Below are 26,023 nucleotides of genomic sequence, written 5' to 3' on the forward strand. Positions count from 1 at the left end.
TTACTCTCCCTCCGGAACGAACCAGGCCATCGGGTCGATGGGCTCTCCGTCCTTGCGCAATTCCACATAAAGCGTTTCGCTGTCACTTGCACCAGCCCCCTTGGTCGACAGGATGTCCGAGGCCTGACCCTCGCTCCCCCCCATCAGACCCAGGGCCGCGCCCTTTGACACCACCTCGCCCACGTCACCATAGACCTGATCCAGGCCCGCCAGGATCAAGAGATAGCCCTCTCCGGGCTCCAGGATCATCACATTTCCGTAGTCGGCCAGCGGCCCGCGATAGCGCAGCGTCGCGGCCCAGGGCGCGCTGACCAGGGCCAGAGGCCGCGTCGCCAGCGTCACGCCGGGTTTCGTCACGCCGCTGGCATCGGTTTCGCCGGGCCGAAGGATCACCGGACCCAAGGCCGGCCAAGGCAAAAGCCCCTGTTGATCGGCAAAGCCCGGATCGGCCTGCGGATCGGGCGCCAGGCCCGCCGCAAGGTCGCCCAGGGTCGTGGCCGAGGCGCTTAACGCCGCCAGCTGCGCCGGGTCATCGGTCAGCCGCAAGGGCAGGTCGGTCCGGTCCGAGATGGCCTGCGACAGGTCGGCCCGCGCGGTCTGCACCACGCCAAGCCCTTCGGCCAGCACGCGTTCCGCCTTGGTCTGCAGGTCGCGCAGGTCGCGCAGCTCTGCCAGGTCGTCGCGCAGGGCTTCGGCCTGACGCTGCAGGGCGGGGGCGACATCCGTCAGGATCATCCCCGACCGCACCGTCCCCAGCGGCCCCGTCGGATGCAGCAGCAACAAGGGCCCCGGGTCGGCCTCCAGATTGGCCAGCACCCCCAAAAGCTGCGAGACCTCTTGGCGCTTGCCCTGAAACTGCGTCGTCAACTCGGACTCGCGCAGGTCGGCCTGGCGCAGCGCCTCGCGCAGCGCGCCCAAGCCCGCCTCATAGGCGCGGATCGTTTTGGTCAGGGCCGCGACCCGGTCCTTGGAGGTTTCGGCGGCCTGCAGCCCGGCCACCGAATCCTGCAAAGCCTCCGCCGCCTCAGCGGCCTGATTGGCGACCAAAGAGTCCTGACCCCAGGCGGGCCAAGCCGTCAGCAAAACGACCGCAAGCCATCTCATGCCAGAAGCAGGCTCCGCCCGGTCATCTCGGCGGGCTGGTCCAGCCCCATCAGCGCCAAAAGCGTCGGCGCAAGGTCGGCCAGCCGCCCACCCTGCCGCAAAGCTGCGCCCGCAGGTCCGCCCACCAGAATGACCGGCACCGGGTTGACGGTATGGGCGGTATGGGGTTGCAGCGTGACCGGGTCGGTCATCAGCTCGCAGTTGCCATGGTCCGCGGTGACGATCATCGCGCCGCCAACCTTTTCAAGCGCTTGCAAGGCAAGGCCCAGTCCGGCATCCACCGCCTCACAGGCCTTGATGGCGGCGGGCAGGCTGCCGGTATGGCCCACCATGTCCGGATTGGCAAAGTTCACGACGATCAGATCAAAGCCCTTTTCGATCCCCACCACCAATTGCGCCGCCACTTCCGCCGCGCTCATCTCGGGTTGCAGGTCATAGGTCGCGACCTTGGGCGATTTCGCCATATAGCGCTCTTCGCCCGCAAAGGGGACCTCGCGGCCGCCGTTCAGGAAGAAGGTCACATGGGGGTATTTCTCGGTCTCGGCCAGGCGCAGCTGGGTCTTGCCCTTGGCCGCCACCCATTCGCCGATCGTGTTGCGGATGTCGCGCTTGGGGTAAGCGGTCGCCAGATATTCCGAATGGGCTGTCGAATACTCCACCATGCCCAGAAGCGCCGACCAGACCGGCCGCCCTGCCACCGGAAAATCGGCAAAGTCCGGCGCGCCGACGCCCGCCATGATCTCGCGCGCGCGGTCGCTGCGGAAGTTCAGGCAAAAGAACCCATCGCCATCCCGCGCGCCGCGATACCCGCCGATGACCGAGGGCGCGATGAACTCATCCGTTTCGCCCTTGGCATAAGACGCCGCCACCGCCTCCGAGGCTGTCCCGAACGCCGCCCCCTCGCCGCGGATCATCGCGGCATAGGCGCGCTCGACCCGGTCCCAGCGGTTGTCGCGGTCCATGGCCCAATAGCGCCCGATGACCGTCGCCACCCGCGCCCCCACCGGCAAGGAAATCCCCAGCTGTTCCACGAACTCTGCCGCTGAGGACGGCGCCACATCCCGCCCATCGGTGATCGCATGAAGCGCCACCGGCACACCCAGCGCAGTCAAGGCCCGGCAGGCCGCCAGCACATGATTGATATGCCCATGCACCCCGCCATCCGACACGACGCCCATCAGATGCGCCACCCCGCCCGCGGCCTTGACCTTGGCGGCAAAGCCCTGAACCGCGTCGTTCAGCGCGAATGACCCGTCCTCGATGGCCAGATCAATCGCGCCCAGGTCCATGGCGACCACCCGCCCGGCGCCAATATTGGTATGCCCCACCTCGGAATTGCCCATCTGCCCCGTGGGCAGGCCGACATCCGGCCCGAAAGTCGTCAAGGTCGCATGGGGACAGTCCGCCCAGATCCGGTTGAAATTCGGCACAGCCGCCTGCGCCGGCGCCGAATACTGCGGCAGCGCACCAATCCCCCAGCCATCCAGGATGCAAAGAACGACAGGTTTCGGGTTGGGCAAGGTTCCGACTGGCATGGGCAAACTCCTTCAGCTTGCCCCGGTTCTATCCCCGCAACCCTGCCCCGTCCACTGACCTCGCGTCTTTCATACTGATCCAAATACTCCCTTTGCGCTGGAGGGGCCGGCAGCCCCTCCAGCGCTTAGACCCGGTGATAAGGCGTCCCGGCCAGGATGCCCGCCGCCCGATACAGCTGTTCGGCCAGCATCACCCGCACCAGCATATGCGGCCAGACCATCGCCCCGAAGGAAACCGAGACCTCGGCCCGCGCGCGAAGCCCCGGGTCGATCCCATCCGCCCCGCCGATCACAAAGGCCATATCGCGCCCCGTGTCGCGAAACCGCGCCAACACCTCGGCGAATTCGGGAGAGGTCATCACCCGCCCGCGCTCATCCAAAGTCACCAGCGCCGCGCCGGCCGGCAAGGCGCGGGCGATCAACTCGCCCTCGGCGCCCATGCCAAGGTTCTTCTTGTCCTCGACCTCGACAACAGAAACCGGGCCAAGCCCCAAGGCCCGCCCGGTCCGTTCAAACCGCAACAGATAGTCGTCGACCATCGCCTTTTCGGGTCCAGACCGAAGCCTGCCCACAGCGATCAGCGTCAGCTTCACGCCCCGCCCCTTAAGCGCCTCTGTGGGCCGCGCCCGGCAGCCACATCTTTTCCAACTGATAGAAGTCGCGGACCTCGGGGCGGAAGACATGAACGATCACGTCCCGCGTGTCGATCAGGACCCAGTCCCCGGTCTCTTTGCCTTCCATCTTGCAGGAATAGCCGAACTTTTCCTTGATCTTGTCGACCAGGTGTTCGGCAATCGCCGCCACTTGGCGCGAGGACCGGCCCGAGCAGATCACCATGTAATCGGCCACATCCGACCGCCCGCGCAGGTCGATCTGCACGACCTCTTCGGACTTGTCGTCATCCAGGCTTTCCAGCACGGCGGCCAGAACGTCTTCGGAGGAATAATCGGGCTCTGCGCTCCGGGGGGCGCGTGCGCCGGTCGGCAGACCGGTCTTGGGATCGAAGTCAGACAGGGCAGGGCCCTCCTTGGAGCGTTTTGGGGGCGGGGGTTTCGGGCAGTCAAGCCGAAAGGGAAGCGAATCTCAAGAGGGCGCGGATAGACCCATTGGCCACTTTCCGCAAGCGCTGGCCCCAAGGAATCCTTGAACCGCGCCTGATTCCGCTGTATCCGGCGCTGATGATGCGATTTTTCGACATGGATGACCATGCGCGCCTGCCTTGGCGCTTTACCCGCGACACGCGGTCGGTTCTCGCACGCGCCTAAGCGCCCTCATCAAGCGAGAGGTGCGTGAGATCACGCACCCTACCCCGGAACAGCTATCAAACCACAGCCAACCTGCAAGGAGAGAGCCATGGCTCCCCGCACGCTTTACGACAAGATCTGGGACGATCACGTGGCCCACGAGGCCGAAGACGGCACCTGCCTGCTGTATATCGACCGCCACCTGGTCCATGAAGTGACCTCACCCCAAGCGTTCGAGGGTCTGCGCATGACGGGCCGCAAGGTCCGCGCGCCGGAAAAGACCATCGCGGTGCCGGATCACAACGTGCCCACGACCACGGACCGCGCCAATGCCGCGACCATGACCGAGGAATCCCGCATCCAGGTCGAGGCCTTGGACAAGAACGCCAAGGACTTCGGGATCAACTACTATCCCGTGTCCGACGTGCGTCAGGGCATCGTCCATATCGTCGGCCCCGAACAGGGCTGGACCCTGCCGGGCATGACAGTGGTTTGCGGTGACTCGCATACCGCCACGCATGGCGCTTTTGGCGCGCTGGCCCATGGCATCGGGACCTCCGAGGTCGAACACGTTCTGGCCACGCAAACGCTGATCCAGAAGAAGTCCAAGAACATGAAGGTGGAAATCACCGGGTCCTTGCGCCCGGGTGTGACCGCCAAGGATATCACCATGTCCGTTATCGGCGCCACCGGCACCGCGGGCGGCACCGGCTATGTCATCGAATATTGCGGCCAGGCGATCCGCGAGCTGTCCATGGAAGGCCGCATGACGGTCTGCAACATGGCCATCGAAGGCGGCGCCCGCGCCGGCCTGATTGCGCCCGATGAAAAGACCTTCGCCTATTGCCTGGGTCGCCCGCACGCACCGAAAGGCGCCAAGTGGGAAGCCGCTTTGGCCTATTGGAAGACGCTGTTCACCGACGAAGGCGCGCATTTCGACAAGGTCATCACGCTGAAGGGCGAAGACATCGCCCCGGTCGTCACCTGGGGCACCTCGCCCGAGGACGTGTTGCCGATCACCAGCGTTGTGCCTGCGCCCACCGACTTCACCGGTGGCAAGGTCGAGGCCGTTCAGCGCGCCTTGGACTACATGGGCCTGACGGCGGGTCAAAAGCTGACCGATATCGCCATCGACACGGTCTTCATCGGGTCTTGCACCAATGGCCGGATCGAAGACCTGCGGGCGGCGGCGGCCATCCTGAAAGGCAAGAAGATCAAGGTCAAACGCGCCATGGTCGTGCCGGGTTCGGGCCTTGTCCGCGCCCAGGCCGAGGAAGAGGGCCTGGCCCAGATCTTCATCGACGCCGGTTTCGAATGGCGGATGGCGGGCTGCTCCATGTGTCTGGCGATGAACCCCGACCAGCTGGCTCCGGGCGAACGCTGTGCGGCCACGTCGAACCGCAACTTCGAAGGCCGCCAGGGCCGCGGCGGGCGCACGCATCTTGTGTCCCCGGGGATGGCGGCTGCGGCCGCGCTGACCGGCCACCTGACCGACGTCCGCGAGCTGATGTGATGCAGCTGGCCGGGATCGACGGTTGCAAGACGGGCTGGGTCGCCGTCGTGGGCGAAGTGGGGAAACCCGCCTCGGCGCGGCTGATCCATGTCACGGATTTGCCGGCTTTCCTTGGCCTGGTGGATTTCGCGCTGATCGACATGCCGGTGGGCTTCGTCGCGGGGCCAAAGACCCGCGACGTCGAACCGGCGCTGCGGGATCGGCTGAAGGGCAAGGGGTCTTCGGTCTTTCCCACACCCTGCCGTCAGGCGCTTGTGGCCCAGACCTATGCCGAGGCCTGTGCGATCAATGTGCAGGTCCTGGGATCGGCGCTGCCCAAGCAAAGCTACATGATCTTCCCCAAGATGCGGGAACTGGACGCGATCGTGCGCGAGATCGGCCAGAAATCCCTGCGCGAGGGGCATCCTGAGGCCTCTTTCGCGCTGATGGCGGGGGCTCCGGTGCGGTCGAAAAAGCGCGAGGCGGCGGGGCAAGCCGACCGTGTCGCGCTGTTGACCGCGCAGGGCCTGCCCGCCAAGGCGCTTTTGGAGGCGCAGATCAAGGGTCAGATGGCGCCGGACGATATCCTGGACGCGGCGGCGCTGTGGTGGTCGGCCGACCGCCATGCGCGCGGCAAACACGAAACCTTCCCCCCGGTCCCATCGCGGGATGCGGTGGGCCTTGAAATGTCAGTCATCGCCTGAAGTGCGAAAGGACAGAAAATGGACAAGTTCACCAAACTGACCGGCATCGCGGCCCCCATGGCCCTGGTCAATATCGACACCGACATGATCATCCCCAAGCAGTTCCTGAAGACCATCAAGCGGTCGGGCCTGGGCGTGAACCTGTTCGACGAGATGCGTTACAACCTCGACGGATCGGAAATCCCCGAATTCGTGCTGAACCAGCCCGCCTATCGTGAGGCCCAGATCATCGTGGCGGGCGACAACTTCGGCTGCGGCTCCTCGCGCGAACATGCGCCTTGGGCTTTGTTGGATTTCGGCATCCGCTGTGTGATCTCGACCTCCTTTGCCGATATCTTCTTTAACAACTGCTTCAAGAACGGCATCTTGCCGATCGTCCTGCCCCAGGATGCCGTGGATGTGCTGATGGAAGACGCAAAAAAGGGCGCCAATGCCCGTCAGACCGTCGACCTGGAGGCGCAGACCGTGACGACCTCGGATGGCCGCGTGTTCTCTTTCGACGTCGACAGCCACCGCAAGCATTGCCTGCTGAACGGGCTGGACGACATCGGGTTGACGCTGGAAAAGGCGGCGTCCATCGACTCTTACGAGGCCAAGGCCGCGCAGGCCTTCCCCTGGGCGTAACGCTTCGGGCCGTCCCTTAGGGGGCGGCCTTTACGGCCTCAGGCCGCTTGCGATCTTGGTCAGCGCCTGTTTTTGCCGGGGCGATAGGCTGCCGCTGCCCGCCAGGACCCCGTCTTGCAGCAGGTCCATCAGCCCCGCCAGATCCTCGGCGCCGCGCAGCCCGTGCAGCCGCCGCACCCCGCGCGCAATGGCAGGCCCGGCGCCGCCGCATTGCCCCAGCAGCCAGCCCGCCAGGATCACCAGGTCGTCGCTGTCATCCAGCGTGATCAGGTTGTTCTGTGCCAGGCTTGCGCTGATCTTGGCCACCTGTGCGCGCCGCGGCGGGCCGTCAAGCTCGACAAAGGCCATCGCGATCATCGCCGTCAACACGCGCGGGTCCGTCACCCTGTCGACCGGATGCAGGTGGCCCGGCCCGGCCAAGCCAAGGCGCCGGCCCGCCTGCCGCAGGGACTCCACCGCGCCAAGCAGGGTCCGCGCGCCCAAGCCGCCCCGGTCCAGCCAAAGCCACCCGGCCGCAGCCACCACCAAAACCATGAGCAAAAACGGCATCTTCGCGGAACTCCACATCTGGTGTCCGGCCCCAGATACCCCCATAGAGCGCCGCGCCAAAGTCCAAAATTTGGTTCAATCCTGCAACAGTTGGGCCGTCAAAGCGCCCTTAACCCGGCATTAAGTAAACAGACTGTTGCGAGCTTTCAGGAAAGAAGGCAGAAATTGGGCAAGATTGAGGCAATCTCCCAGCAAATCTGGGGCAATACTGGAACAAGGGACCGGCAAAGCACCGGGACCGTCTGGGCAAAAGGGGCAGGCGCTGTGGTTTCGCGTCTAACAGGGGCCGCAGTGCGGTCACTTCTGGTGATGCTTGCCATCGCCACGCCGACCGTCCTTTTGGGCGATGTCAGCACTGACAGCCAGCAGGTCGTGGCCCTGGTCGCGCTGTGCGCCGGGGTGCTGACCTTTGTCGAATACAACTCCGCCTTCCCCTCGCTGGTCGAATTCCGCGACGCGCCGCCCTTTAACCGGCTGCGCTTTGGGATGCTGTTCCTGACGCTGTTTTGCCTGTCGGCGATCGAGCGCGGCCGCATCGCCCCCACCACGATGACCGAGCTGATCCATGCCATCGGCGCGCTGATCGGGATGTCGATGGACTTCCCTTATTCGCCCGTGCGGCTGGCCACCTTCATGATGGCCTCGGGCGGGACCGAGGCGCAGATGGGCGCCGTGCGCACCGCCGCGGGGATGGCCTATCTTATCTCTTTGCTGTCGTTGACGATTTTCGTTATCATTGTGAAGCTGGGCGGCTGGCCGCGCAAGGGCGCGCCCTTTAACGTCTGGGTGAACCTGCCGACCTTCGATCCGACCTCGGGCGGGGATGTGGTCGCCCGCCTGACCCGCGATGCCCGCGTCAACATCGCCATCGGCTTCCTGCTGCCCTTCCTGACCCCCGCGGTGGTTTTCATCGCCAAGTCGGGTTTCCAGCCGCTGAACGCCACCAGCCCGCAAACCCTGATCTGGACCATGACCCTATGGGCTTTCCTGCCAGCCAGCCTTTTCATGCGTGGCATCGCCATGGGCCGCGTCGCCGACATGATCCGCGAACGGCGCGAGATCGCGCAAGCCGTCCCGGCGCTTGTGCCGCAGCCGGCCTGATCACCCTGCTTCTGGCCTTTCCGGCGCTGGCCGATATCAAGCTTGCGACCTGGGACAGCGGCATGTCCCAGACCGGCCCCGGCCTTTTGTTGCACCGCCTGACCCGCAAGGACCGCCCCGAGATCGAGGCAAGCCTTCAGGTCATCGACGCGCTGGATGCCGATGTCCTGCTGTTGACCGATATCGACTGGGACCTGAACGCCGAGGCCTTGGCCGCGCTGAACGCCCGCCTTGCCCGTCCCTATCCGCATGTCATGGGCCTGAAGCCCAACACCGGCATCCCGTCGGGTCTGGACCTGAACCACGACGGCGCGCTTGCCGGGCCGCGCGATGCGCTGGCCTATGGGCTTTACCCCGGCCATTCCGGCATGGCCCTGCTGTCCCGCCTGCCCATCGGGACGCCGCAAAGCCTGACCGACCTGTTGTGGCGCGACCTGCCCGGCGCCAACCTGCCCCCCGACCTGACCGAGGACGAGGCCGCTGTTCTGCCGCTGTCGACCTCGGGCCATTATGTCATTCCGCTGGATCTGGGGACCGGGACCCTGACGCTTTTGGCCTATGCCGCGACCCCGCCGGTCTTTGACGGGCCCGAAGACCGCAACGGCCGCCGCAATGCCGATGAGACCGCTGTGTGGTCGCGCCTTCTGGATGGCAGCCTGGGCACGCCGCCCGCCCCGCCCTTCGTGGTGATCGGCAAGCCCAACCTGGACCCCAACGATGGCGACGGGATGCCGGCCAGCCTGCTTGCCCTGATGGCGCAGCTGCAAGACCCCAAGCCCCGCGGCATGGCCCCGCCCGATGGCGGCAAGGGTGATCCCGCGCTGGACACCTCGATCCTGAAATCCGGGCAGGGGCTGCGGGTCGACATGATCTTGCCGTCGAAGGATATCACCGTGACGGGGGCCGGGGTGCTGTGGCCCGCGGCCTCTGATCCAATCGCCCCGGTGCTGGACCTGGCCTCGCCTCACCGTCCGGTCTGGATCACCATCGCGCCGTGACCCGGCAGGTGATCGCGCAACACCACATCCAGCGGCGTCGCGCGAAAGTCGGGGAACAGCGCTTGCAAGGGCGCCGGGTCAAGGCTGTGGTCATGGTCGAACAGATAGCGCATCTCGCGCAGCTCTCGGGCCAGTTCCCAGAAGGGCGCGGCCAGGGTCATGGCCCACCAGGCAAATCCGACGACCCGGACTGGCTGACCGCCAAGGGCTGCCAGTCGTGCGGCGAGGTCGTCGGGCGACAGGGTAAAGCCCGCAAAGGGCAGGTCGGTAAAGCCGGGCAGGGTGTCGCGCGCCTCGGCCAGCCGGACGCAAAGCCGCCCGAGGTCGGGCAGATAGCCATAGGCCCGGCGCCCCCGCCCCATCGCGGCCACGCGGCCCGGCGTCTTCAGCATGACCATGCGCCAGATCGTCCCGGGTCCGTCGCCCACGAAATCCCCCGCCCGCAAGATCGCGACCTTGACGCCCAAAGCCGCAAGCGCGCGGTAGTCGCGCTCCATCTGCACCCGGATCGCGCCCTTGCGGGAGCAGGGCGCTTGCAGGGTCCCGGGTCCCCATGGGCCGGGCTGAACGCCATAGTTATAGACATTGCCCGGCACGATCAGAAAGGCGCCCGAGGCCTTGGCCGCGGCGCTGACCTCGGCCGTGATGGCGGGGATCGTCCGCGCCCAGTCGTGATATTTCGGCGGGTTCAGCCCGTTGACGATGACATCGCAGCCCATGGCCGCCGCCGTCATGTCGCCCCCGCGCGTGAACCGCAAGACCTCGTGTCCCGCCGCGGCAAAGGCTGCCGCCGCCGCCGCGCCGAAATTTCCGTTGGACCCCAGAACCAGAACTTTCATCATGCACCTCCTGTGATGCCTCCTTTTCGCCCATAAATAGGCGCATGGGGATTGTCGAAATCCGGCGATCCCCTATACATGAATGTATGGATTGGACCCTTATCCGCTCTTTCCTGGCCGTGGCCGACCATGGCTCGCTGTCGGCCGCCGCCCGCGCGCTTGGCCTGACCCAGCCCACACTGGGCCGCCACATCACCGAACTGTCCGTCCAATTGCAGACCCCGCTTTTCACCCGCAGCGCTCGCGGGTTGGAACCCTCCGACGCCGCCCTTGCGCTCTTGCCTGCCGCGCGTCAGATGCGCGAGGCCGCCGCCCGGTTGGAACTGGCGGCGGCGGGCGCCTCGGACCGGTTGCAAGGGACGGTGCGGCTGACGGCCAGCCGCGTGATCTCGCATCACGTCTTGCCTTGGGTCTTGGCCCGGTTGCGGGTCGCAGAGCCCGGCATCGAAATCGAGCTCGTGCCCTCGGACACGCCCGAAAACCTGCTGTTCCGCGAGGCCGACATCGCCTTGCGCATGTTCCGCCCCGATCAGGACGGCACCTTTGCCCGCCACCTGATCGACCTGCCGATGGGGCTTTATGCGGCGAAAACCTACCTGGACCGCCGGGGTCGCCCCCAGGCTCCGCCGGACCTTGCCGCCCATGACCTGATCGGGATGGACCGATCCGACCTTGTGCAGCGGATGCTGGATTTCCTGAAGGTGCCGCTGAAACGTGCGGATTTCCCGGTGCGCTGCGACGACCAGTTGGTCTATCTGAACCTGATCCGCGCGGGGCTTGGCATTGGCGGCGCTCTGCGGCTGATCGGTGATGCCGACCCGCTGCTGGAGCCCGCCGCCCCCTTTCTGGCGCTGCCCGCTCTGCCGGTCTGGCTGACCGCGCCGCAAGCCCTGCGCCACACCCCGCGCATCCGCCGCGTGCTGGATCATCTGGCCGCCGAATTCCTAAGCCTGCTTGACCCTGGCCACCTTGACCCGGGGCCTGTCAAAGGCTAGGCCAACCGCGACCAATTCAGGAGGCGAACATGGCCAACCCTTCCATCCTTATCCTCGCCGGTGACGGCATCGGCCCCGAAGTCATGGCCGAAGTGAAAAAGATCATCGGCTGGATGGGCGCGAAGCGCGGCATCCATTTCGACGTCAGCGAAGACCTGGTCGGCGGTTGCGCCTATGACGCCCATGGCACGCCCCTGACCGATGCGACGATGGCGCGCGCCCAAGAGGTCGACGCCGTGCTTCTGGGCGCCGTCGGCGGGCCGAAATATGACAAGCTGGACTTCAGTGTGAAGCCCGAGCGCGGCCTTCTGCGCCTGCGCAAAGAGATGGACCTTTTCTCGAACCTGCGCCCGGCCCAGTGCTTTGACGCGCTGGCCGATTTCTCGTCGCTGAAAAAGGACGTGGTGGCCGGTTTGGACATCATGATCGTGCGCGAACTGACCTCGGGTGTCTATTTCGGCGAACCCCGCGGCATCTTCACCGAGGGCAACGAGCGCGTGGGCATCAACACCCAGCGCTACACCGAAAGCGAAATCGCCCGCGTGGCGCGGTCTGCTTTTGAACTGGCCCGCAAGCGCGACAACAAGGTCTGCTCGATGGAGAAGGCCAATGTCATGGAATCCGGCATCCTGTGGCGCGAAGTCGTCCAGGAAATCCACGACAAGGAATATCCCGACGTCGAGCTGTCGCATATGTATGCCGACGCCGGCGCCATGCAGCTGTGCCGTTGGCCCAAGCAATTCGACGTCATCGTGACCGACAACCTGTTCGGGGATCTTCTGTCGGACATGGCCGCCATGCTGACCGGGTCCTTGGGGATGCTGCCCTCGGCCTCCTTGGGTCTGCCGCAGGCCAATGGCCGCCCGAAGGCCTTGTATGAGCCCGTCCACGGCTCGGCCCCCGACATCGCGGGCACGGGCAAGGCCAATCCCATCGCCTGTATCCTGTCGTTTGCGATGGCATTGCGCTATTCCTTTGACCTGGGCTCTGAGGCCACCCGCGTCGAGCAGGCCGTGGAAAAGGTGCTGGCCGATGGTGTGCGCACCGCCGACCTGATGGGCCCCGAGGGCGGCACGCCGGTTTCGACCGCTCAGATGGGCGACGCGGTCTTGGCCGCGCTGGACGCCAGCCTGTAAAACAGAGGCCCCGGATCAAGTCCGGGGCGCCTTTGCGATCAAGCGGCCGGGGTCCTCCCCGGCCCTTTGTCATTTCGGCCCCCAGGTCACTTGGGCCCATTAGTCACTTGGGCCCCCAAGTCATTTCGGCTTGAAGTCGGCGATTTCCTTGACCTTGGCGAGGGCCAGTTGCAGCACCTTCAGCCGCAGGGTCACATGTTTCGGGTCCTCGCTTCCGATCTTCAGCGTATCGGAGTCAAAGCCCTTGAACTTCTCGAAATCCTTCCAGAATTCCTTACGATAGATCTCGATGGTCGAAACGCAATTCGACACCGAGCGGCCGTGCTGTTTCACCAGCGTGTCCCAATCCGTCTTGGTGCCCGGCGAGTCCACATAGTCGCCCGCGCCCTTGCGGAACTTGTCGATCGAGGGTTTCAGCTCTTTGACGGCCAGGTCGACGCGCATCTTGATGCGCTTTTCGGCCTCCTTGACCTCGTCTTCAAAGGTGATGCTCTTGCACGTGACCGCGAAAAGATCGGCGGTCTTGGCAATCGTCGCGGCGGCCTTGGCGGCGTCGGTGTATTTCGCCTTGGTCAGGGCGATTTCGGCCTTTTTCGCGGTCGCGACAATGGTTTTCAACTGGCTGATCAGCGGCTCGACCATCTTGGCATAGTTGGACTTCGCTTCCTTGATGCCTGTGGCCAGATCCTCCATCGTCTTGGGCGAATTCACCGTCGGCAAAAGCCTGGCGGTGTCGATCAGCTTGTGCAGCTTCTCGCCCTTGTCCAACTCGGCCTTCAGGCCGGTCTTGACCGTCTTGGCCATCAGGCCCTTTTTCTTTTGCCAATCCTTGTCGGTCAATTCGACCGGGTAGTTTATCAAGTAGGAAACGTTGATGCCCGCCATTGATGCCTTCCCTTAATTTGGATGACGAAAAGTTAACGCGGCATTTTTAATCCGCCAAGGGGGAAGCTTGGGTGATTTTCCCCGGCTCGTCCGGTTCGTGATCCGCGATGGCCTCGGTCTGGCGGACGGCCTGGCCCAGAACGGCAAGGCGTTTGGTGCGGTCGATCTCTTCGGTGCCCTCCAGTTTCAGGGCGTCGATGTCAAAGCTTTGGAACATCTTGAACTTGTGCCAGAACCGCGCGCGATAATCAGGCAGGGCCGAGACGATCTGGCTAAGCCTGTGGCCCTCGGGGCGGATCAGGGCTTGCCAGTCGGCGGCGCGCTGGGGGCCTTGTTCATAGGTCTGGGCTGCGCGGATCAGCCGGGCCGCGGCATCGTCCACCATAAGGTCGGCCTTGTCGCTGGCGGCCTCGATCCGGGCGCGGGTGTCCTCGTAATCCTGGCTCCAGTCGACGGCGGCGCAGGCCTGGGCGAAAGCTGCGGCGCTGTCGCCCAGTTCGGCGGCTGCGGGGCCGGGACCTTGGCGGCTGCGCTTGTATTCCGCAAGGATGCGCCTTGCGATGCGGGCCAGGCTCATCAGCTGATCCTGAAGCGGCAGGACGCGGGCGGTCAGGTGGCTGTGGCAGTCGATTACCGCCAGCTCCAGCGCGGTCAGGCTTTGCGGCTGGCGGGTCGAGGGCAACAGCGCCGCGGGGTCGATCCGGGCGTAAAGCCGTTCGGCCTGCGCCAGTTCGGCCCCCAGCGCAGAGGGGCGCCCCCCGGTCTTGGCAGCCCAAGCCGCTTCGGTCAGCTCGGGCGGGTAGACGCCCAAGGGCAAGAGGCCCGTGCCGGACATGCGTTCCCTTTTTCAGCGGTCGCAGGACGATCAGCCCATGACCGATCTGCCCGATCCTTGCAAGAAATTTGGGCGCAGGCCAAGCGCCCGGCAAGAGCGGGTGGCAAAACCGCCCCACAAAAACGTGAACGCGGGAAAAACGACCCGTGTCTGGCGGAATATGGCAGGATATATTTACCTTTATGCCAGAGGTTGCATCATCATGATCCAATCTCCTTCCCTGCGTGGCAGCCTTTTGGCGCTTGCCTCTTTCGGCGGCTATGCGTGCTGCGACATTTCATTGAAGGCCTTGGGGGCTGCGAACCTGCACTCGTTTCAGGTGGCGTTCCTGTCGGCCCTGTGCACCTTGCCCTTCGTGCTGGGCCAGATCCTCTGGACCAACCGGGCAGAGCTTTCGCCCGCGGCCTTTCGTCCCGCCCTGCCGGGGCTGACGCTGTTGCGCGGGCTGATTACGCTGTGCGGGTCAGGGTTTGTGACCTATGCCTTCACCCATCTGCCCATCGCGGAATGTTACGCGATCTTTTTCACCATGCCCTTGCTGATCACTCTGCTGGCCTGGCCCCTGCTGGGAGAGCCCATCGACGCCAGGCGTGGGGTCCTGATCCTGTTGGGCTTTGCCGGCGTGCTGATCGCGCTGCGGCCGGGGTCGACCGATTTCCAGTTCGCGCATCTGATTGCGGCCTGTGGCGCCGTGACCGGGGCCCTGAACTCGCTGTTGCTGCGCAAGATCGGCCACCGCGAAAGGTCGGGGGTCATCCTGCTGTATCCGGTGCTGTTTCAGGCCGGGGTCGGGGCCTTTCTGGCCTATGGCGTCTGGCAGCCGCTGACGCTGCAGGACTGGGCCATCGGGCTGCAAATCGGCGCGATCGGGACTTTGGCCGGGGTGCTGATTATCGCGGCCTACCGCTGTTCGCCCGCCATTGTCGTGGCGCCGATGCAGTATTCACAGATCGTCTGGGCCAGTGCGCTGGGCGTGATCTTTTTCGCCGAGATCCCCAAGGCCGCGACGATTTCGGGCATCTCGGTCATCATCGCGGCGGGGCTCTTGATGCTGTGGGTCAATGGCCGCGCCCCTGCCTTCCGAAAATCCCTCGCCTGACGGTTTTGCCCTTGCATAGGTCTGCAAAGGGCGCGACACCCAAGGCCTTTCCAGCTCAGGTCCATCATGGCTCCCCGTCAAAACAACCTTCACGGCGCAGGGCTTGCCCTTGCGTCCTTCGCCATTTACGCAAGCGGCGATGCCATCGTGAAATATATGGGGGCGTCCTATAGCCCCTTTCAGAACATCTTCTTTTCCTGCCTGTTCAGCTTTCCCCTGGTCGCGGTCATGCTGGCCGGCGATGGGCGCGAAGGCAATCTGATCCCGAAAAAGCCCGGGCTGATGGCGCTGCGGTCCATCCTGGGGGTGGTGAATATCCTGGCCGGCTTCACCGCCTTTGCCTATCTGCCGATGTCCGAGGCCTATCCGATCTTCTTTGCCGCCCCGATTCTGGTGACGCTGTTCGCCATCCCCATGCTGGGTGAAAAGATCGGCTGGCAGCGCGGGGCGGCCGTGGCCCTGGGCCTGATCGGCGTCGTGGTGGCCCTGCGCCCCGGTGAGGCGGGCTTTGGCATCGGCCATGTCGCGGCCATCACGGCGGCGGTGATCTTTGCCTTCAACTCGGTCTTGATGCGCAAAACCGGCGGTGAGGAACGGACCGTCGTCCTGATGATCTATCCGATGTTCGCCAACCTGATCGTCACGGGCCTGGCCTTGCCCTTCTTTTATGAGCCGATGCCGATCACCCACCTGGGCCTTCTGGCGGGCATCGCGCTGACCGGGTTCTTTGGCGGCATCCTTTCGGTGGCGGCCTATCGTCGGGCCCAGGCGGCTGTGGCGGCCTCGATGCAATATTCGCAGATCATCTGGGCCACGGTCTTTGGCGTGCTGCTGTTTGACGACACATTCGAAACCCGCAAGCTGATCGGCACGGCGATCATCATCGCCTCGGGCATCTGGATCGTCATGCGTGAGGGCACGCCGACGGTGCAATCGAACCGCGTGGTGTCCGAGACCAAGGGCCGCTTCGAACTGGGCGTCTTGCCGCGCCTGTCGCTGTGGTCGCGCCTGCCCGCGCGCCTGACCCGCGAGGACCGCAACGACCTGTCCTAGGGCCTTGCGGGAATCTTCACGCCAAGCCCTCGGCCCCCCTTGCAAATCCTGTGGGGCCGGGGTAACTCCCGCCTCACGGTCGGAGTGTAGCGCAGCCTGGTAGCGCACCTGCTTCGGGAGCAGGGGGTCGAAGGTTCGAATCCTTTCACTCCGACCAGTTTCCCGCAAATCCCCAAGATATCGCCGGCAAACCTGCAGCCCCTAACCGCGGCAAAAGCTTTCGCCAAAGCTTTTGGTTGTCACCCGCCGCGTGCCGCCTCAATCGCGGCGACGTCGATCTTGCCCATGGTCATCATCGCGGCAAAGACCCTTTGGGCCACCGCGCCGCCTTCGGCCATGGCTTCGGTCAGAGCGCGCGGCGTGATCTGCCAGGAAATCCCCCAGCGGTCCTTGCACCAGCCGCATTGGCTTTCGGAGCCACCATGTCCGACGATGGCGTCCCAATAGCGGTCGGTCTCGGCCTGATCCTCGGTCATGATCTGAAAGGAAAAAGCCTCGGACTGCGGGAACATCGGTCCGCCGTTCAACCCCATGCAGGCCACACCCGCGACGGTGAAGTCGACGGTCAGGACCTGGCCCTTTGCCCCGTTGGGGTAATCCCCCGGGGCCCGCATCACCCGCCCCACGGCCGAGTCCGGAAAGGTCGCGGCGTAAAAGGCCGCAGCCTCTTCGGCGCCGCTGTCATACCACAGGCAGATCGTATTTTTGGCCATGATGAATTCCTTTTACATCAAACAATCATGCCAGAAAGCCGCCCGCCTCGCCAGAGGCAAAGGCGCCGGACGATCGCTCTGCCCCTGCGGCTGACCCCGGAAGGGCGTCACACCATCATGACCGCCTCGACGGCCCGTTTCCACCTTGCGTATTTCGCGTTCCGCGTCGCCTCGTCCATCTGCGGCAGGAACCGATGGTTCAGCGCCCATTGCTTTGCAAAGACCTCTGGCGCGGGGCACAGGTCGCGCGCCAGACCCGCCAGATAGGCCGCGCCCAGGGCTGTCGTTTCGGTCACGACCGGCCGGTCGACCGGAGCCCCGATGATATCGGCCAGGTATTGCATCGCAAACCCGCTGGCCGTCATGCCGCCATCGACCCGCAGGACCCCGCCCTTGGCCCCCGCCCAGTCCAGAGCCATGGCCTCCAGCAGGTCCCGCGTCTGATAGCCCACCGATTCCAAGGCCGCCCGCGCCATCTCGGCAGGCCCCGTGTTGCGCGTCAGGCCAAAGACCGCGCCCCGCGTTTCGGGCCGCCAATAGGGCGCGCCCAGGCCGGTAAAGGCCGGCACCAAAAGCACGCCCTGCGCCACCTCGGCCTGTTCGGCCAGGGCTGCGGTTTCCGAGGCCTGCTTGATGATCTTCAGCCCGTCGCGCAGCCATTGCACCACGGCCCCCGCGATGAAGATCGACCCTTCCAGCGCATAGGTCGGCTTGCCGTTCAGCTGATAGGCAATCGTCGTCAACATGCGGTGATGCGAGGTCACACGTTCGCCCCCGGTGTTCAACAGCGCGAAACAGCCGGTGCCATAGGTCGATTTCATCATCCCCGGCGTAAAGCAGGCCTGGCCCACGGTCGCCGCCTGTTGGTCGCCCGCGACCCCGGAAATCGGGATTTCGCCGCCGAAAAGCCGGGTGACGCCGTAGTCGCCCGCAGAGTCGCGGACCTGCGGCAAGAGGCTCATCGGGATGTCCAGCGCGGCGCAGATATCGGCGTCCCATTCCCCGCGACCAATGTCATAAAGCATCGTGCGCGCCGCGTTGGTGGCGTCGGTGGCATGGACGCGACCTTCGGTCAGCTTCCAGATCAGCCAGCTGTCGACCGTGCCAAAGGCCAGCCGCCCCGCCCGCGCCTTGTCGCGCGCGCCCTCGACATGGTCCAGCAGCCACTTGACCTTGGTCCCCGAGAAATAGGGGTCCAGCAACAGCCCGGTGCGGTCGCCGACCATCCCCGCCATGCCCTGATCGCGCAAGGACGCGCAGATATCCGCCGTCCGCCGGTCTTGCCAGACAATCGCGCGGTGGATCGGCTGGCCGGTCTCGCGGTCCCAGATCAGCGTGGTTTCGCGCTGGTTGGTGATGCCGATGGCAAAGGGCCGCCCCGCCTTGGCGATGGCCAGTTGCGCGACCTCAAAGACCGTGTCCCACAGGTCTTGCGGATCATGTTCGACCCAGCCCGGATGCGGGTAGTGCTGGGGGAACTCTTTTTGCGCGCTGGCGATGGGCCGCAGGGCCGCATCAAAGATGATGGCGCGGGAACTGGTCGTCCCCTGGTCGATGGCAAGAATGGTCATGGCTCCCCTCCCTTTTAGTAAAACTTTACCGGAAGGGCGCGCGTGATGCTAGCGTCCCCGCCACTGGTCCAGAATATAGCGCGCCGTCATCAGGTCCAGATGCGCCCCGCCGCCATTCTTGGCGATGGTGATTTCGTCTCCCAGGCGCCGGTAATCGCCCTCGTAAAAATCGGCCACGACGTCCTCTTCGCGCAGCGCCCCCGAGGCGATGGGGTCGATCAGCTCTCCGATATGGTGGATCGTCGTCGCCCGCGCATCGACAAAGACCCGGGCGCGGGCCATGGCCGTGTCGTCAACCTCGCGCATTTGCGGGTTATAGGCGCCGATCAGGTCCAGGTGTTGACCCGGTTGCAGCCACTCTCCCTTGATCACCGGAGATTTCGCCATGGTCGCCGTGCAGATCACATCGGCCGCGCGCACCGCGGTTTCCAGGTCCTGCGCCACGGCGATGCCGCAGTCGGCGGCCATCGCCTCGGCGCCCGCAGGCGTTCGGTTCCAGACGCTGAATTCGGCATCCGGCCACAGGCTGCGATAGGCCTGCACCATGGACCGCGCCACGGTGCCCGCCCCCACCAGCAGGAACCGCCGCGCATCCTTGCGCGCCAGCCGAGAGGCCGCGTAAAGGCTGTCGCCCGCCGTCTTCCACTTGGTCACAAGGTGGAAATCGACGATGCCGGTCAGCTCTCCGGTGACGTCATCGAACAGGTTCACGACGCCGTGGATCGTGGGCTTGCCCCGGGCCGCGTTGCCCGGAACCACGGTCGCCACCTTGACCAAAGCGCCGACCCCGGTGATCCAGGCCGCGCGGTCCAGCATCACATCCTGACCGCGATACAGGAACAGGTCGGCAATCTCGGGCTTGCCGCGGGCATGGCCTGCGTCAAAGGCCTGCAGCAGCCCGGCCCAGGTCAAAAGGCGCTCGGCCTCGGGTCCTACAAATTCGGGTCCCACCGCGTTCATCACAAGCCTGCCTCTTTCCGGGTCAACAATCCCTCGGCGACCAGACGTTCAGCCCAGCCCTGCCAATGTTCGAACAGATGCACGCCCCAGCCGCGGGCCCGCGCCGCCTCGATGTTTTCGGGCCGATCATCGGTGAAAATCAGATCACCGGGCGCGATCCCGCAATCCTCTTCGACCATGCGGTAAATCTCGGGGTCGGGTTTCACCACCCCCATCCGGCCCGAGACATATTCGCGGTCGAATTCCGACAGGAAATCCATCTTGGGCCGCGCCTCGTCATAGGAATAGCGCCCGAAATTGGTCAGCGCGAACACCGGCACGCCCTTGGCCCGCAAGGCCCGCAGCAGGGCAATCGACCCCTCGATCCGGGGGCTGGCAAGCTCGTCCCAACGGTCATACCACATGCGGATCTCGGCAGACCACTCGGGATGGCGCAAGGCCCAGTCATAGATCGTTTCGCGAAACAGCGCGCCCGCATCGACGTCCAGGTTCATCTGGTGCAGGTCCACGGCGCCAAACAGCGCCGCACGTCGATCCGCCCCGATCACCCGGTCGTAAAAGGCCTCTGGCTGCCAAGAGGTCAGCACATTGCCGATATCGAACACCACAGCCTTCATCTTTTCCGCCTCACTGCCTCGCGCCACAGCGTATAAAGCCCGGCCCCGACGATCAGCACAATCCCCAGCCAGCCCCGCGCGTCAGGGAAGGTGCCAAAAACCAACAGCCCCCAGATCACCGCCAGGGGCATCGACGTGTATTCAAAGGGCGCGACCAGGGCCGCTTCGTTCATCCGGTAGGCCTGCGCCATCAGCATCCCGCCCGCGGCCACCGATATCCCGGTGCCTGCAAAGGCCCACAGGTCGCCGGGGGCGGGCCAGACCCAAGGCCGGAACAGGAACTCCAGCGAGGCATCCGACGACCCCGCCATATGCCCATCCCCCGCCCAGGCCCCCATGGCAACCGAGGTCACGATGAACCCGACTTGCGTGTGAAAGTTGATCGTCGCCGCCCCCTCGGTCGCCCGGGCCGACCGCGTCATGATCTGCGTCGTGGCATAGGTGAAGGCCGACATCAGGATCAGCACCGCCGCCCAGCGAAACTCGCCCTCGGGGTTCAGCATGATGATGACGCCGGCCAGACCGACCAGCACCGCGCCCCAGCGGTGCAGGCCGACGCGCTCGCCCAGGACGACGACCGACAGCAGCGTCAGCAGGATCGGCGCGATGAACCCGATGGCCGCGGCGTCCGCGATGGGCAGGGCGGCCAGGCCCAGGAAATAGGTCGCATTGGACACCATGACGATCATGGCCCGGCCCAGGTGGAACCCCGGCCTTGTGGTGCGCCAGATCGCGCCCTGACCCGTGACCCAGGCAAAGCCCAGGATGAAGGCCAGCCCCACAAAGGCGCGCACGAGGATGACCTCGTGCAGCGGATAGGCCCCCGACAGCGCCTTGATGCACAGATCGTTCAGCGACAGGGTGGCCGAGCCGCCGATCGCGCACAGGATGCCAAGCACCGTGCGACGGCGCAGGGCCTCGGAGGAAATCATCGGAGAGGTCATGGGAGCGACCCTATCCCCCTCCCCAGCCCGGATTCTGTCCCGGAAACGACATGGGCCGCCTCACCCCGCGCCCAAGAGGCATCGCATGACCGGCCCCAGCCCCGGGGCTGCGCTGTGGGACCAGAGCCCCATGATGTCATTCGGTCGCTCTGGTGGGGCTGCGGAACCCGGGGCCCTTGCGATCAGCCCGCCTTGACCGCCCGCATGACGCGCTCCATCACCTCCAGAAACCGGGACCGGTCGGCCTTGGAGAATCCCTTGCCGCCGCCCTGACGGAAAGGATCGGCAGACCGCAGGTCCGACATCAAGTCGCGCGTGGCCAGAACCATGCCGATGTTGCGCGCGGTCAGCTCTTCGCCATTGTGCTTGACGACCCGCGCGCCGCCCTCGATGCAGCGCGCCGCCAGCGGAATATCCCCGGTGACGACGATATCGCCCGGCCCGGCGCGCTCGGCGATCCAGATATCGGCCTCGTCCAGCTTTGATCCGACATAGACCGCCTCGACCAGGGGATTGGCCGAGGGGCGGATGCCGCCATTGCAGACCAGAACCATCTTGACGCCGTGGCGCGTGGCGACCTGTTCGGCCTCGGCCTTCACCGGGCAGGCATCGGCATCGACATAGATCATGCCTTCAGGGCCCGGGCGTGAAAGACCACATGATCCTCGATGAAGGTCGAGACGAAGAAGTAAGAGTGGTCATAGCCCTCTTGCCGCCGGATCGTGGCGCGGGGGCCGGCCACCGCCTCCAGCGTTTCGGTCTTCAGCAGGTCCAGGAACTTGTCCGCCTGGCCTTGGTCGACCAACAGGGGCAGATCGACGCCCTTGGCCCACAGAAGGCTGGCGTCATGGGCCGACACGTCTTCGGTCCCCAGATAGGCCGCGAATTGCTTGCGGCCCCAGTCCGACCCCGTGGGATTGCAGATCGGCGCAAAGGCCGAGACAGAGCGAAAGCGGTCCGGAAAGGTCGCCGCGATGGTCAAGGCGCCATGGCCGCCCATCGAATGACCGGTGATCGCCTGGCGCGTCAGGTCCAGCGGGAAATCCGCCAGAACGGCCGGAAGCTCTGCGGTGACATAGGTCCACATCTGGAACTGCGCGGCCCAGGGCGCCTGGGTGGCATCGACATAGAACCCCGCGCCCTGGCCCAGGTCATAGGCGGCATCGTCGGCCACCCCCGGCCCGCGCGGCGAGGTGTCGGGGAAAACCAGCGCGATCCCCTCCCGCGCGGCCCAGGCCTGCGCCCCGGCCTTGACCATCGCATTCTCATGCGTGCAGGTCAGGCCCGAAAGATACCACAGCACCGGAAAAGGCCCCTCACCCGGGGGCAGATACAGCCCGAAGGTCATCTCGCAGTCACAGGCCGCGCTGGGATGGCTGACGACCAGCTGGCGCCCGCCAAAGGCCTTGTTCTCGGCTAGAACCTTCATCGCGGCTTCCTTTTCATCTTTTCATAAATATCCCACGGGGGGTGTGGGGGGTGTGAAACCCCCCACCTCGGCTAGCCAACCGCGCAACTTGCGTCAAGCGGGCCCTCTCAGCCGCCGCCGATCAGCACGCCCGCCGCAAAGACCAGCGCCCCACCCAACACGACCTGCAAGGCGGCGCGCAGGAACGGCGTCTCCATATACTTGTTCTGAATCCAGGCAATCGCCCACAGTTCGACAAAGACCACGACCACCGCCAAAGCCGTCGCCGTCCAGAAATCCGACAGCAGATAGGGCAGCGCATGGCCAAGCCCCCCCAGCGCCGTCATCACCCCCGAGGCCACCCCGCGTTTGAACGGCGAGCCGCGCCCCGACAGGACCCCGTCGTCATGCGCGGCCTCGGTAAAGCCCATGGAGATCCCCGCCCCCACCGCCGCCGCCGTGCCGACCAACAGCGTCGTATGGCTGTCTTGCGTCGCAAACGCCGTGGCGAATATCGGCGCCAGGGTCGAAACCGACCCATCCATCAGCCCCGCCAGCCCCGGCTGCACCCAGGTCAGCACGAATTGCCGATGGGCCGAGCGGTCCTCGTCGGCCTTCACATCGCCGGTCAGATGCGCGGCCTCCAGCCCCTGTGCCGCTTTTTCATGCCCCGCCTCGGCCGCGGCCAGGTCGCCCAACAGCTTGCGCGTCGCCGCGTCTGTCGTGCGTTCGGCGGCCTTCAGATAGAACCGCTCCGCCTGGGCCTCCATCGCCGCCGCCTCGCCGCGGATCGTCTGAAGGCTCAGGTTCTGCGTCAGCCAGACCGGGCGGCGGGCATAGAACCCCGCCACATGTTCGCGCCGGATCAAGGGGATGACCTCGCCGAACCGCGCGCGGTGCAGGTCGATCAGGCGTTGGCGGTGGGTGTCTTCCTCGGCCGCCATCCCGTCAAAGACCGCAGCCGAACCGGGGAATTCGCCCCGCAGCCCCTGCGCATAGCTGCGATAGATGCGCCCGTCATCCTCCTCCGAGGAAATGGCAAGCGCCAGGATTTCCTGTTCCGACAGGTCGGAAAAACGGCGGCGGTTGGTCAGGGATGACAGCATGATGGGCCTCAGTTTGGAATGGTTCTAAACTAGCCATCCCGCGCCGCCATGCAAGCCCTAACCGCCTGCCGCCTTATCCGCGACCCGTGACCCTTTGTCGCCACAGCGTGAAAAGCCCCGCCGCGACGACCAGACCGGACCCGACGATGACCGCACTGCGCAAAGTCTCGCCGTAAAAGGCCACGCCCAGAATGGCGATCCAGACCAGCTGCAGATAGGCAAAGGGCTGCACCGCCGAGGCCTCTGCGGCGTCATAGGCGCGGATCATCAGCCAGTGGCCCGAAGCCGAGGTCAGGCACAAAAGCGCCATCAGCCCCCAATCGGAGGCCTGAAAGTTCACCCAGGCGGGCAGGCCGACAAAGGTCATGGCGACCGCGCCGACGATCCCGGTCCACAGAAAACTGGTCTCGGCGCTGTCTTGGCGCGCGGCCAGCCGGGTCAACAGCGCGTAAAGCCCGAACAGCAGGGCGGCAAACAGCGGCATGACCGACCAGAAGGACAGCACAGACACCCCCGGCCGCAGCATCACCAGGATGCCCAGGAAACCGACGCCAATCGCGCTCCACCGCCGCCAGCCGACGCTTTCGCCCAGCACCAGACCCGACAGGGCCGCGACCCACAGCGGATAAGAGGTCAAAAGCGCCTGGGATTCGATCAGCCCGATCTTGGCGAAGGCCAGGCCCGACAACGAGATCTGCGTGACCAGCAGCAGCCCCCGCGCGATGTGCAGCGGCTTTTGCCCGCTGGCCAGCATCCCGCGCAAAAGCCCGCGCCGCCAGGCGATGCCCCCCATCAGCACCGCGATGAACCAGAACCGCAGCATCACCACCATTTGCACCGGGTAATGCGTCGTCATATGCCGCGTGATCCCGTCCTGGACGGAAAAGATCAGCGTCGTCGCCACCATGAACAGGATGCCGCGGGTGTTGCCAGACAGGCCCTTGGTCACGCTTTGCGCCCCCGTGTCAGCGTATAAAGCCCCGCCAGAATGACAATCCCCGCCCCCAACATGACATGCAGGGTCAAGGCCTCGTCGAAAAAGGCGATGGCGATGGCGCTGGTGAAGACGATCTGCAGATAGGCAAAGGGCTGCACGGTCGAGGCCTCGACGGCCTCATAGGTCTTTTGCATCAGCCAATAGGACAGGACGGACAGGCTGGCATAGGTCAACAGCCACAGCCAATCCAGACCCTGCACCGGCTCCCAGTGTGGCAGGCCTGCGATGGTGGCCAGCACGGCGCCCAGCACAGGGGTCCAGAAAAAGGTCGGGAAAAACGGGTCGATCCCGGCCACCTTGCGCGTCAGCACGGTGTAAAGCGCGAACATGAAGGCCGAGGCGAGCGGGAAAAGCGCGGCCCAGGAAAACACATCCGCCCCGGGGTTCAACAGGACCAGCACGCCGACACAGCCGATGGCCACGGCCACCAGCTTGTCCGTCGTCAGCCTTTCGCCCAGCACCGGACCGGACAGCGCCACGACCAACAGCGGACAGGCGGCAAAGACCGCGTGCGTCTCGATCAGGCCGATGAGGGTGAAGCCATAGACGATGGCGATGATCTCGGCCACCAACAGCGCCGCGCGAAAGGCATGAAGCCCAAGCGCGCGGGTTTTCAGCGCGGCCAGGCCCTCGGGCTGGCGGGTGGCCAGCGCGATGACAAAGGCCGCAAAGACCCAATAGCGGATCATCACGACCATGAACGGGTTATAGGCCCCGGCCAACATCCGCGAAAATCCGTCCTGCACGGCAAAGCCCGCGACGGTGGCGATCATCAGCCAGATGCCCTTGGTCTGCCGGGTCATGTCCGGCCCCCAAAGCGTCCGGCCGACATGTGGCGCTTGGTGCCAAAGCCCGCGCGGCGTTCGACCTGGAACCCCGCCGCGGTCAGGGCGCGGCGCACATGGCCCGCCGCCGTATAGGTGGCAAACGAGCCGCCCGGCGCGGTGTGGCGGGCGACCTGTGCCATCAGGTCATCGTTCCACATCTCGGGGTTTTTCGCGGGCGAAAAGCCGTCCAGGAACCAGGCGTCCGCCGCGCCCTCCCAGGTGGGCAGGGTCTGGCGGACGTCGCCTTCGATCACCGTGACCGCGATGGCGTGGAAGGTGAAGCTTCGGGCGCCCTGGCCCCAGGCGTGAACCAGGGGGGCTGCGACTGCGGCGGCCTGGGGGAAGGCCTGATGGGCGCGTGCCATCTCGGCCGCGGTCATGGGAAAGCCTTCGAAGGTCGTATAGCGCAGCGGAACCCCGGGCGCGCACAGGTGCAGCGCCAGCAGGTTCAGCCCGGTGCCAAAGCCCAGTTCGGCGACGTGAAAGCCGGGGGTCAGGCGGGCGGGCAGGTCATTGCCGGTCAGGAAGACGTGGCGCGTTTCCTCCAGCCCGCCTGCAAGGCTGAAATAGGGGTCGTCGAACCGGGTCGAGACGGGGATCATACCCTCGCGCCACGCCAAGCTTGCCTGTTCCTTGCCCGTCATTTCGCCTATGCCCTTTTGCGGCGGGACCATGGGCATGGGGGCG

The 26,023-nt window shown here is 65.4% G+C and carries 29 protein-coding genes and 1 tRNA gene; 11 read left to right on the plus strand and 19 right to left on the minus strand.

The genetic code is table 11. The annotated features are described in order from the left end of the window. The 4 genes from NX862_RS10775 to rsfS form a co-directional block, all read right to left on the minus strand. Positions 1–1,104 (minus strand): murein hydrolase activator EnvC family protein, encoded by a 1,104-nt coding sequence (locus tag NX862_RS10775; protein ID WP_264493908.1) that lies wholly within the window; start codon positions 1,102–1,104, stop codon positions 1–3. Beyond that, positions 1,101–2,624, minus strand: coding sequence for a 2,3-bisphosphoglycerate-independent phosphoglycerate mutase (gene gpmI / locus NX862_RS10780; RefSeq protein ID WP_264493964.1), 1,524 nt, complete (start codon positions 2,622–2,624; stop codon positions 1,101–1,103). The genes NX862_RS10775 and gpmI overlap by 4 nt, the downstream gene beginning before the upstream one ends. Positions 2,625–2,764: 140 nt before the next feature. Beyond that, a complete protein-coding gene (rlmH, locus tag NX862_RS10785; RefSeq protein WP_264493909.1) occupies positions 2,765–3,232 on the minus strand; it encodes a 23S rRNA (pseudouridine(1915)-N(3))-methyltransferase RlmH in 468 nt (155 codons plus the stop codon). 10 nt (positions 3,233–3,242) lie between these two features. After that, on the minus strand, positions 3,243–3,626 hold the full coding sequence (rsfS, locus tag NX862_RS10790) for a ribosome silencing factor (protein WP_264493965.1): 384 nt from the start codon (positions 3,624–3,626) through the stop codon (positions 3,243–3,245). 119 nt (positions 3,627–3,745) lie between these two features. Here rsfS and NX862_RS10795 point away from each other — a divergent pair, with 119 nt between their 5' ends. The 4 genes from NX862_RS10795 to leuD all read left to right on the plus strand — a co-directional run bounded on the left by NX862_RS10795 (position 3,746) and on the right by leuD (position 6,703). Then, positions 3,746–3,904: a hypothetical protein gene (locus NX862_RS10795; RefSeq protein ID WP_264493910.1), complete on the plus strand. Its 159-nt coding sequence runs from the start codon at positions 3,746–3,748 to the stop codon at positions 3,902–3,904. 88 nt (positions 3,905–3,992) lie between these two features. Next, a complete protein-coding gene (gene leuC / locus NX862_RS10800) occupies positions 3,993–5,396 on the plus strand; it encodes a 3-isopropylmalate dehydratase large subunit (RefSeq protein ID WP_264493911.1) in 1,404 nt (467 codons plus the stop codon). Continuing rightward, positions 5,396–6,079 carry a DUF429 domain-containing protein gene (locus tag NX862_RS10805; protein WP_264493912.1) on the plus strand — a complete coding sequence of 228 codons (684 nt, stop codon included), beginning with the start codon at positions 5,396–5,398 and terminating at the stop codon, positions 6,077–6,079. Before leuC ends, NX862_RS10805 begins: the two co-directional genes overlap by 1 nt. 18 nt (positions 6,080–6,097) lie before the next feature. Next, the gene (leuD, locus tag NX862_RS10810; RefSeq protein ID WP_264493913.1) at positions 6,098–6,703 is read left to right on the plus strand and encodes a 3-isopropylmalate dehydratase small subunit; all 606 of its coding nucleotides are present in this window, start codon (positions 6,098–6,100) and stop codon (positions 6,701–6,703) included. A 30-nt stretch (positions 6,704–6,733) separates the two neighbouring features. On the opposite strand, the gene NX862_RS10815 is transcribed toward leuD, so the two are convergent. After that, a complete protein-coding gene (locus tag NX862_RS10815) occupies positions 6,734–7,252 on the minus strand; it encodes a hypothetical protein (RefSeq protein WP_264493914.1) in 519 nt (172 codons plus the stop codon). A gap of 291 nt (positions 7,253–7,543) precedes the next feature. On the opposite strand from NX862_RS10815, the gene NX862_RS10820 reads away from it, so the two are divergent. Together NX862_RS10820 and NX862_RS10825 are read left to right on the plus strand one after the other, a co-directional pair. Beyond that, positions 7,544–8,353: a hypothetical protein gene (locus tag NX862_RS10820; RefSeq protein WP_319800873.1), complete on the plus strand. Its 810-nt coding sequence runs from the start codon at positions 7,544–7,546 to the stop codon at positions 8,351–8,353. A 62-nt stretch (positions 8,354–8,415) separates the two neighbouring features. Then, on the plus strand, positions 8,416–9,351 hold the full coding sequence (locus tag NX862_RS10825; protein WP_264493916.1) for an endonuclease/exonuclease/phosphatase family protein: 936 nt from the start codon (positions 8,416–8,418) through the stop codon (positions 9,349–9,351). Here the strand turns inward: NX862_RS10825 and NX862_RS10830 are convergent. After that, positions 9,318–10,190, minus strand: coding sequence for a Rossmann-fold NAD(P)-binding domain-containing protein (locus NX862_RS10830; RefSeq protein WP_264493917.1), 873 nt, complete (start codon positions 10,188–10,190; stop codon positions 9,318–9,320). The two genes, NX862_RS10825 and NX862_RS10830, sit on opposite strands and share 34 nt — an antisense overlap. 86 nt (positions 10,191–10,276) lie before the next feature. Here NX862_RS10830 and NX862_RS10835 point away from each other — a divergent pair, with 86 nt between their 5' ends. Together NX862_RS10835 and leuB are read left to right on the plus strand one after the other, a co-directional pair. Continuing rightward, positions 10,277–11,185: a LysR family transcriptional regulator gene (locus tag NX862_RS10835; RefSeq protein WP_264493918.1), complete on the plus strand. Its 909-nt coding sequence runs from the start codon at positions 10,277–10,279 to the stop codon at positions 11,183–11,185. A gap of 29 nt (positions 11,186–11,214) precedes the next feature. Then, complete coding sequence (gene leuB / locus NX862_RS10840) at positions 11,215–12,321, plus strand: 3-isopropylmalate dehydrogenase (protein WP_264493919.1); 1,107 nt, start codon at positions 11,215–11,217, stop codon at positions 12,319–12,321. Between the two features lie 120 nt (positions 12,322–12,441). On the opposite strand, the gene NX862_RS10845 is transcribed toward leuB, so the two are convergent. Further along, positions 12,442–13,206 carry a hypothetical protein gene (locus tag NX862_RS10845; protein WP_264493920.1) on the minus strand — a complete coding sequence of 255 codons (765 nt, stop codon included), beginning with the start codon at positions 13,204–13,206 and terminating at the stop codon, positions 12,442–12,444. Between the two features lie 46 nt (positions 13,207–13,252). Then, a complete protein-coding gene (locus NX862_RS10850) occupies positions 13,253–14,041 on the minus strand; it encodes a hypothetical protein (protein WP_264493921.1) in 789 nt (262 codons plus the stop codon). Between the two features lie 202 nt (positions 14,042–14,243). Here NX862_RS10850 and NX862_RS10855 point away from each other — a divergent pair, with 202 nt between their 5' ends. From NX862_RS10855 to NX862_RS10865, 3 genes are all read left to right on the plus strand, one after another. Further along, positions 14,244–15,140: a DMT family transporter gene (locus tag NX862_RS10855; protein WP_264493922.1), complete on the plus strand. Its 897-nt coding sequence runs from the start codon at positions 14,244–14,246 to the stop codon at positions 15,138–15,140. A gap of 66 nt (positions 15,141–15,206) precedes the next feature. Then, positions 15,207–16,193, plus strand: coding sequence for a DMT family transporter (locus NX862_RS10860; RefSeq protein WP_264493923.1), 987 nt, complete (start codon positions 15,207–15,209; stop codon positions 16,191–16,193). Positions 16,194–16,273: 80 nt separating this feature from the next. Continuing rightward, a tRNA-Pro gene (locus tag NX862_RS10865) sits at positions 16,274–16,350 on the plus strand. Positions 16,351–16,432: 82 nt separating this feature from the next. Here the strand turns inward: NX862_RS10865 and NX862_RS10870 are convergent. The 11 genes from NX862_RS10870 to mnmC2 all read right to left on the minus strand — a co-directional run bounded on the left by NX862_RS10870 (position 16,433) and on the right by mnmC2 (position 26,016). Beyond that, a complete protein-coding gene (locus tag NX862_RS10870; protein ID WP_264493924.1) occupies positions 16,433–16,906 on the minus strand; it encodes a VOC family protein in 474 nt (157 codons plus the stop codon). Between the two features lie 107 nt (positions 16,907–17,013). Further along, complete coding sequence (gene glpK / locus NX862_RS10875; protein WP_264493925.1) at positions 17,014–18,477, minus strand: glycerol kinase GlpK; 1,464 nt, start codon at positions 18,475–18,477, stop codon at positions 17,014–17,016. A 48-nt stretch (positions 18,478–18,525) separates the two neighbouring features. Continuing rightward, positions 18,526–19,428, minus strand: coding sequence for an ornithine cyclodeaminase family protein (locus NX862_RS10880; RefSeq protein ID WP_264493966.1), 903 nt, complete (start codon positions 19,426–19,428; stop codon positions 18,526–18,528). An 8-nt stretch (positions 19,429–19,436) separates the two neighbouring features. Further along, positions 19,437–20,054, minus strand: coding sequence for an HAD family hydrolase (locus tag NX862_RS10885; protein ID WP_264493926.1), 618 nt, complete (start codon positions 20,052–20,054; stop codon positions 19,437–19,439). After that, the gene (locus NX862_RS10890) at positions 20,051–20,998 is read right to left on the minus strand and encodes a DMT family transporter (protein ID WP_264493927.1); all 948 of its coding nucleotides are present in this window, start codon (positions 20,996–20,998) and stop codon (positions 20,051–20,053) included. The genes NX862_RS10885 and NX862_RS10890 overlap by 4 nt, the downstream gene beginning before the upstream one ends. 182 nt (positions 20,999–21,180) lie before the next feature. Then, positions 21,181–21,627 (minus strand): YaiI/YqxD family protein, encoded by a 447-nt coding sequence (locus NX862_RS10895; RefSeq protein ID WP_264493928.1) that lies wholly within the window; start codon positions 21,625–21,627, stop codon positions 21,181–21,183. Beyond that, positions 21,624–22,427: an S-formylglutathione hydrolase gene (fghA, locus tag NX862_RS10900; RefSeq protein ID WP_264493929.1), complete on the minus strand. Its 804-nt coding sequence runs from the start codon at positions 22,425–22,427 to the stop codon at positions 21,624–21,626. The genes NX862_RS10895 and fghA overlap by 4 nt, the downstream gene beginning before the upstream one ends. 107 nt (positions 22,428–22,534) lie before the next feature. Further along, positions 22,535–23,512 carry an iron exporter MbfA gene (mbfA, locus tag NX862_RS10905; RefSeq protein WP_264493930.1) on the minus strand — a complete coding sequence of 326 codons (978 nt, stop codon included), beginning with the start codon at positions 23,510–23,512 and terminating at the stop codon, positions 22,535–22,537. Positions 23,513–23,585: 73 nt separating this feature from the next. After that, entirely contained in the window at positions 23,586–24,461 is an 876-nt protein-coding gene (locus NX862_RS10910; protein ID WP_264493931.1) for a DMT family transporter, read from the minus strand. Further along, a complete protein-coding gene (locus NX862_RS10915; RefSeq protein WP_264493932.1) occupies positions 24,458–25,312 on the minus strand; it encodes a DMT family transporter in 855 nt (284 codons plus the stop codon). Before NX862_RS10915 ends, NX862_RS10910 begins: the two co-directional genes overlap by 4 nt. After that, positions 25,309–26,016 (minus strand): tRNA (5-methylaminomethyl-2-thiouridine)(34)-methyltransferase MnmC2, encoded by a 708-nt coding sequence (gene mnmC2, locus NX862_RS10920; RefSeq protein ID WP_413694552.1) that lies wholly within the window; start codon positions 26,014–26,016, stop codon positions 25,309–25,311. Before mnmC2 ends, NX862_RS10915 begins: the two co-directional genes overlap by 4 nt. Positions 26,017–26,023 lie beyond the last annotated feature (7 nt).

The organism is Stagnihabitans lacustris (assembly GCF_025950525.1).
Classification (GTDB): Bacteria; Pseudomonadota; Alphaproteobacteria; order Rhodobacterales; family Rhodobacteraceae; genus Stagnihabitans.